The sequence below is a fragment of the Acinetobacter sp. 243_ASPC genome (genome assembly GCF_001054715.1).
In the GTDB taxonomy this organism is placed as follows: Bacteria; Pseudomonadota; Gammaproteobacteria; order Pseudomonadales; family Moraxellaceae; genus Acinetobacter; species Acinetobacter soli.
On record NZ_JVOR01000123.1, the window covers coordinates 1 to 1786 of the forward strand.

Annotated in this window: 2 protein-coding genes; both read left to right on the top strand. The window is 35.3% G+C overall.

All coding sequences use genetic code 11. The features are described 5' to 3' along the window. Positions 1-76: 76 nt before the first annotated feature. A protein-coding gene (locus ADA42_RS18200; protein WP_100833519.1) for an IS3-like element ISAba14 family transposase occupies positions 77-1221 on the top strand; the annotation gives its coding sequence in 2 pieces (ribosomal slippage) (positions 77-341 and positions 341-1221; 1146 coding nt in all). A gap of 67 nt (positions 1222-1288) precedes the next feature. Next, positions 1289-1678, top strand: a complete 390-nt coding sequence (locus tag ADA42_RS16265) for a LysR substrate-binding domain-containing protein (protein ID WP_241485711.1) — start codon at positions 1289-1291, stop codon at positions 1676-1678. Positions 1679-1786 lie beyond the last annotated feature (108 nt).

A 1786-nucleotide genomic window follows, 5' to 3' on the forward strand; every position in this document is an offset into this window, starting at 1 on the left:
AGAGGTGGATCAGGAAATTTGAACAACACTTATAAGTGATATTTTGCTCCCCAAATGATGTTATAAACATCAATATATGGAGTATTTTATGGCACGTAGACCAAGAAGAAATCATTCAAATGATTTTAAAGCTAAGGTAGCACTTGCTGCGATTAAAGCAGAAAAAACACTTGCTGAATTGAGTGCTGAATTTGATGTTCATCAAAACCAAATTATCGACTGGAAAAATCAACTGATTTCAGCTTCCTCGCAAGCTTTCGATCAATCAAAAGCTCCAACAGAACCACCCATCGATCTAAAAAAACTACATGCAAAAATCGGTGAGCAGGCATTAGAAATTGATTTTTTAGAAGGTGTGTTGAAGAAACTGGGCCGCTTCAACCACAAAAGTTAATCGATGACTCACTTCAGATTTCAGTATCTAAGCAAGCTCAGCTGCTGAAAGTCTCCCGTGGTTGTTATTACTATCGCCCAAAACCTGTGAGTGCATCAGATCTGAAGCTGATGCGGTGTATGGATGAGTTACATATGCAATACCCTTTTGCAGGTAGCCGTATGATGCGTGATTTGTTGAATCGTCAAGGACATCATATAGGACGACGTCATACACGTACTTTAATGAAGAAAATGGGCATTAATGCGTTATATTGCAAACCAAATTTAAGCCAGGCTAATCAAGCTCACCGCAAATATCCATATCTGCTCAAAGGATTGGCTATTCAGCGCAGTAATCAAGTGTGGTCTACGGATATAACGTATATCCCTATGGCAAAAGGCTTTGTTTATTTATGTGCTGTGATTGATTGGCATAGCCGCAAGGTACTAGCGCATAGAGTATCGATTAGTATGGAGGTTACATTTTGCATAGAAACATTAAATGAAGCTATTGAAAAATATGGTCGACCTGAAATATTTAATACAGACCAAGGCAGTCAGTTTACCAGTGATGCATTTATTGATGTATTGAAATCAAATGGCATTCAAATCAGTATGGATGGTAAAGGTCGATGGGTTGATAATGTGATGGTTGAACGATTATGGCGGAGCGTTAAATATGAAGAGGTGTATCTCAAAGCTTATAGCAGTGTCACAGATGCGAAAAAGCAATTGAGTGCATATTTTGAGTTTTATAATCTGAAACGACCTCATTCGAGTCTAGACAAAATGACACCAAATGAGTTTTACTATGATCAGCTACCCCAACAAAACAAGGTGGCTTAACTAGAGCGGAATATCACTTATAAATACGCTTTTAGTTGTTCAAACATGTGGGACCACCTCTGTTTGTTTGGTTAGTAACAATATTAAACTAGAGAACAATGAATTAACTTTACAGCAATTTTTAAAGGAAAATCATGCAATTGTTTCAGCCTCAACAGGACATAATCTAGTTGAAAATTATTTGAATAAAAAAGGATTACGTCGAAAAATTAAGCTAAGAGTACCTCAGTTTAGTATCCTCAATGAGCTTATTGAAAAGCATAATTTAATTGTAACGGTACCAGAGCGAATCAGTCTTTTTTTTGAGTCAAATAAAAATATCAATATTTATGATGTACCATTTGAATTACCAGAATTTGATATCACGTTACACTGGTATAAAAAGTCGAGTGATATTGCTGCGCAAAAGTGGTTTATAAAATTTTTACAACATACTTTAAATAATTTAACAATATAAAATATCTAGATCTAAATGAGAATAAAATTTTATTTAATGAACAGTAATCTGGAAATGAAAATGACTTTGTTGCACAAAGATTTGAAATGCAAAGCGCCCCAAATTGAG